At 68.9% G+C, this 5,105-nt stretch carries 7 protein-coding genes; 3 read left to right on the forward strand and 4 right to left on the reverse strand.

Annotated elements, in window-relative coordinates:
• Window positions 1–93: 93 nt before the first annotated feature.
• On the reverse strand, window positions 94–819 hold the full coding sequence (locus tag ACFVWR_RS18800) for a histidine phosphatase family protein (protein WP_387215866.1): 726 nt from the start codon (window positions 817–819) through the stop codon (window positions 94–96).
• Between the two features lie 119 nt (window positions 820–938).
• On the opposite strand from ACFVWR_RS18800, the gene ACFVWR_RS18805 reads away from it, so the two are divergent.
• Window positions 939–2,078, forward strand: a complete 1,140-nt coding sequence (locus ACFVWR_RS18805; protein WP_387215869.1) for a glutamate--cysteine ligase — start codon at window positions 939–941, stop codon at window positions 2,076–2,078.
• Window positions 2,079–2,083: 5 nt separating this feature from the next.
• Entirely contained in the window at window positions 2,084–2,353 is a 270-nt protein-coding gene (locus ACFVWR_RS18810; protein WP_387215872.1) for a hypothetical protein, read from the forward strand.
• Window positions 2,354–2,383: 30 nt separating this feature from the next.
• Here ACFVWR_RS18810 and ACFVWR_RS18815 read toward each other — a convergent pair whose 3' ends face one another.
• The 3 genes from ACFVWR_RS18815 to ACFVWR_RS18825 are packed head-to-tail and all read right to left on the reverse strand — an operon-like array spanning window position 2,384 to window position 3,950.
• Entirely contained in the window at window positions 2,384–3,172 is a 789-nt protein-coding gene (locus ACFVWR_RS18815) for an SDR family oxidoreductase (RefSeq protein WP_387215874.1), read from the reverse strand.
• A gap of 49 nt (window positions 3,173–3,221) precedes the next feature.
• Entirely contained in the window at window positions 3,222–3,470 is a 249-nt protein-coding gene (locus ACFVWR_RS18820) for an RNA-binding S4 domain-containing protein (protein ID WP_387215877.1), read from the reverse strand.
• A 33-nt stretch (window positions 3,471–3,503) separates the two neighbouring features.
• Window positions 3,504–3,950, reverse strand: coding sequence for a winged helix-turn-helix transcriptional regulator (locus ACFVWR_RS18825; protein WP_387215880.1), 447 nt, complete (start codon window positions 3,948–3,950; stop codon window positions 3,504–3,506).
• A 54-nt stretch (window positions 3,951–4,004) separates the two neighbouring features.
• Here ACFVWR_RS18825 and ACFVWR_RS18830 point away from each other — a divergent pair, with 54 nt between their 5' ends.
• Window positions 4,005–4,913: an alpha/beta fold hydrolase gene (locus ACFVWR_RS18830; RefSeq protein ID WP_387215883.1), complete on the forward strand. Its 909-nt coding sequence runs from the start codon at window positions 4,005–4,007 to the stop codon at window positions 4,911–4,913.
• Window positions 4,914–5,105: the final 192 nt, after the last annotated feature.

A 5,105-nucleotide genomic window follows, 5' to 3' on the forward strand; every position in this document is an offset into this window, starting at 1 on the left:
GCCTTGGAGTCTCCCGGAGCCGGAAGCGGCCAGCCGCGGAGGAAGGCGGCGTCGACCTCGCCGTCGGCGTCGACCTGACTGTGACGACCCTGTTCACTCTGCGACACGGGCGACTCCTGGATGCTCGGTGGCCGCAACCCCTGCTGCGCTGAGGTGCGTGTCGTCGGAGAACGTCTCGACCGTCCAGGCTCCGTCGTCGTCGCGCACCAGGCTCGTGATCGACGCGTTTCCGACGACCCGCGTCACCAGGAACTCGTTCAGCTGCTCCTCCGTCAGCCCCAGGAACACGAAGAGGAAGAGGCTGACGACGGCATCGTGGGCGAACACGACGATGGGCCGGTCGTCCGTCCAATCGAGATCGCGGGCGAACGAGCGGATGCGCAATGCCACATCCGTCCACGCTTCGCCGCCCGGCGGCCGGTAGTAGAACTTGCCGAGCCAGCGGCGGCGCGCAGCCTCGGCGGGGAGGCGAGCATCGACCCCCAGGGCTGTCAGGGCGTCGAGGATGCCGAGCTCGCGGTCGCGCAACCGCTCGTCGATCGTGATCGGAGCCGAATCGCCGAGCGCGAGTCGTGCGGTGTGCACGGCGCGGCGGTACGGGGAGCTGAACACGCGGGCGCGCTCCGGGCTCCCTCCGAGCTCGGCGGCCAGACGCGGGCCGAGCGCCGCCGCCTGCTGTTCGCCGAGTGGTGAGAGCGGCACATCCGCGTCCCTCGCGGTCACCTCGATCGCCTCGAGGCCGGCGGCTTCTGCGGCCGTCGCGGCGACGTTCGCCGTGCTCTCGCCGTGGCGGATGAGAAGGAGTCTTGGCGCGGTCATGGCGCGGAGTGTACGCCCGCACGCGGGCAACGCGACCGCTTCGTGACGTCGCGCATGACACGGGGCCGCCGCCGAGTCGAGGGCTGTTGCGTTGCGAATGCGACCGCGATACTTCGTCTATGAGGACATTCGGGGTGGAGGAGGAGCTTCTCCTCGTCGATGCGGAGACCGGGGGGCCTGTTCCGCGAGCTCCGGAGGCGCTGGCGGCCGTTCCGGATGATGCCGGCGCACCGGCGGTGGACTCGGAGATCCAGCAGGAGATGCTCGAGACCCAGACGCGTCCGCAGCTGTCGGCCTCCCGGCTGCTCGAGGATGTGGTGGCCGGTCGCGCGCTCGCCGACGCGCTCGCCGCACCGCTCGGGGCACGCGCCGTCGCTCTCGCCATGTCACCGTTGCACGTGACACCGCATCCGACCGACCAGCCGCGCTATCAGGAGATGATGCGACGGTTCGGCGCCACGGCGACCGGAACCCTGGTCTGCGGCTGCCACGTTCACGTCTCCATCGAGTCGAAGGAGGAGGGCATCGGGGTGCTGGACCGCATCCGCACCTGGCTGCCCGTTCTGCTCGGGTTGAGCGCGAACTCGCCGTACGCCCACGGGGTCGACACCGGATACGCCAGTTACCGGTTCATCACGTGGCGCCAGTGGCAGAGTGCCGGACCGACCGAGGTCTTCGGCTCCCTCGCCGCCTACGAGGCGTTCGAAGATCTGCTGGTGGCGACCGGCGTCATCCTCGATCACGGGATGCTGTACCTCGACGCCCGGCTGTCGCGCAAACAGCCGACCGTGGAGGTGCGCATCGCCGACGTCTGCCTCGATGCCAGGGACACCGTCGTGCTCGCGTCGCTCGTGCGGGCGCTCGTCGACACCGCGGCGGCGGAATGGCGGGCGGGAGTCGCGCCCACCGAGCTGCCCGCGGCCGTACTGCGCCTGGCCGGGTGGCAGGCGGCGCTGACAGGTGCGAGCGGCCGGTTGCCGCATCCCGTGCACGGTCGGGAGAGCACGGCAGGGGATGCCGTCGCGGCGCTGCTCGACCACGTCGCTGTGGCCCTCGAGGCGAACGGCGACGACGAGCACGTTCGGGCCGGGGTGCGGCGCATCCTCGCGACAGGCGGCGGCGCCGGTCGTCAGCGCGCCACGTTCGCTCGCACCGGACGGCTCAGGGATGTGGTGCTGGACGCCGTCGACGCGACCCACATCGACGAGAACCGGGCTTCCGCTGCGTCTTCCTCCGAGTCACGAAACCGTTTACTGTGACGAGCATGTCCGGTAAGGAACTGGCTCATCAGCACGCGGTGTACAGCTACGGCTCGATTCCGCTCACTCTGATGTACAGTCCGACGGCCACGGCGGCCTGGGAGGTCTACTACGGGGGCGAGTACCTCGGGCTCGTCGAAGAGGTGCACGACGCCGGCGTTGTCGACCCCGCGTATCGGGTCACCCTTCCCGGCGAAGAGGAGACCGGTAACAGCGAGGATGTGCGCGACTGGCGGCTCGCCGTCGAACTGCTCGCCGGTCAGGCCGGGTTGTGAGGTTCGGTCAGGCCGGCTTGTGAGGTTCGGTCAGGCCGGGCGGACCGCGTCGAGGTCGGCCAGAACGCGCTGCGGCTCAGCATCGAGTGGCATGTTCTGCGGGTCGTGGACGCCGTCGAGCGCGCCGGCCGGATCGGCGTCGAGCGCCGCATAGAGGGCGTCGCGGTCGGTCTGGGCTGCTCCGCGCTCGGCGACGAGGTCGAACGTCTTGTGGTCGGCCGCATCCGAGGTGAGCCCGTCGACGAGGGCCTCGGCGATCTGCTCGCGCGCGATCACACCGTCGCTGGCGTCTTCCGCCCTCGGGCGGTCGCCCTGCAACAAGACGATTCGGTGCTCGTCGGACTCGTTGCGGTCGAACCAGCCGGGGCGCACGATCGTGTACGGGCGGCCGCTGGCGCGAACGAGCCGTTCCGAGCGGCGTTTCCAGTCGAGGGCCTCGTTGGCCCGGTTCCAACCGCCGTCACGGTTCGTGATGCCGATCAGGGTCATCAACGAGATGCGCGCCGGGCGATCGCCGAGAGCTGCTAGCACGTTCTTGACCGCGCCGTAGTCGACCGCCTCCATCGCGGCGGAACCACCCTCGTGAGCGCCGTGCGTGAACACCACCCCGTCGATGCCGGCGACCGCCCGCTGAAGGGTGTCGGCTCGGGTGAGGTCGCCGATCACCGTCTCCGCAGCATCCGGGATGCCCGCGGCCTTCGACTCATCGCGGATCAGGGCGCGCGTGGCGAGCCCGCGCCGCAGCGCCTCCTCCACCACGAGTCTGCCGATGCTTCCTGACGCACCGACCACGAGAACGGTCGGTCTCTTCTCGGTCATGTCGCTCTCTTCTCGGTCATGCTGCTCTCTCACACGCAGACGCGGACTCTCACGCGGAGACGCGGACCTTGCGCCCCTCGAAACCGACGATGTCTCCGAGTTGGAGCTGTCGTCCGCGACGGAGGTCGACCTCGCCGTTCACCGTCACGAGGCCGTCGACGATGACCTGTTTCACGATTCCGCCGGAGTCGAGGAGGCCGGCGAGCTTCAGAAACTGCCCCAGGCGGATCGCGTCGCCGCCGATCGGGACGTCGGTCGGCGCGTCGTTCGGGTGCTTACTCTGAGACGGGCTGGTCATCCTCGAATGCTAGTCGGCCCTTGTGCGGGACCGCTAAGCCGATCGGTCACGCACCCCGCTGTCCCAGAGCTCTTTCGCGGCGTCGATCTGGGCCATGTGCAGCTCGGCCCAGTCGCGCAGTGCCGCTATCGGTTCGGTGAGCGAGTATCCCAGCGCCGTCAGTCGGTAGTGCACGCGCGGCGGGGTCGTCGCTTCCACCCGGCGGCCCACCAACGAGTCGCGCTCGAGCTGACGGAGCGTCTGGGCGAGCATCTTCTGCGAGATGCCGGGCATGCGGCGTTTGAGCTCGGCGAACCGGATCTCCCCCGGGTAGTCGTCGCCGAGAACCTTCACCGCCATCGACACCCATTTGCCGCCGATCCGGTCAAGCAACTGCCGCGTCGGGCAGTCGGGGCTGAAGAGGTCGCCGCGGTGGTTCGGGGCGGCAGCGGTAACCGCGCGGTGACCGGGTGAGTCGAAAGTGCCGTCTTCCGCGGTCATCGTGTGCTCCTTAGCGTTGGGTGGTCACCAATGGTAACCACCGAACGGAGCACTATGAGCATCCCGAGCATCCCGAGCATCCCGAGCATCCCGAGCATCCCGAGCATCCCGAGCACCAGTGCCGTCACTGTGAGCAAGGTCGACGTGAACGGCACGACGCTGAACGTCGCCAGCGGCGGAGGAGGCCCGGCGGTTCTTCTGCTGCACGGCTTTCCGCACACCTGGCGGGTGTGGAGCCCAGTCTTCGCGGAGCTCGCCTCACGACACCGGGTGATCGCTCCGGATCTTCGGGGTCTCGGCGACAGCGATCGCGCGTCGGGCGGCTATGACGCCCGCACCCTCTCGCGCGACATGGTCGGCGTGTTGGAGGCATTCGGCGAGAGTTCGGCGGTCGTTGTCGGGCTGGATGCCGGAGGGCCGCCCGCGTTTCTCCTCGGGCTGGAACATCCGGAGCTCGTGAACGGGCTCGTTCTCATCGAATCGACCGTCGGCCGGCTCCCCGGTGCGGATGAGTTCTTCCGGGCCGGACCGCCCTGGTGGTTCGGGTTCCACGCCGTTCCGGGCCTGGCAGAAGCAGTGCTCGCCGGAAACGAAGCGGCCTACGTCGACTTCTTCCTCCGTAGCGGCACCGCGGACGGCAAGGGAATCGACGCAGCGATCCGAGACGCTTTCGTCGCCGCCTACCGGGACCCCGACTCCCTTCGCTGCGCGTTCGAGTACTACCGCGCGATGCCCACCAGCGCGGAGCAGATCGCCGACGCCGTCGAGCGTCGACGGCTCACTGTGCCAACTCTCACCGTCGGCGGACAGGTCGTCGGCGACGCGACCGCCCGCCAGCTCCGCGCGATCGCAGACGACCTGACCAGCCGGATCATCCCCACCAGCGGACACATCGTGCCCCTCGACGCCCCGGCGGAACTGATGGCGCTGTTGGTCCCCTTCATCGATCGCGTGCTGGGATAGGCGGGAGCGGCGTCGAGGCGAGCCGCGGAATTGGTCTCCTCCACAGGTGGGGGTGACGGTGGGGTTATCCACAGGTTAAATCCCTGGTCACATGGCATATTCGGATGTCGGTGGGTGGTGGTTGGGTTGAGTCATGACCACAGCACGAGAGTCCGTTTGGCGGGATGCGTTTGACGCGTTGCCGGATGCGGC

The organism is Leifsonia sp. NPDC058292 (assembly GCF_042880955.1).
Taxonomy (GTDB): domain Bacteria; phylum Actinomycetota; class Actinomycetes; order Actinomycetales; family Microbacteriaceae; genus Leifsonia.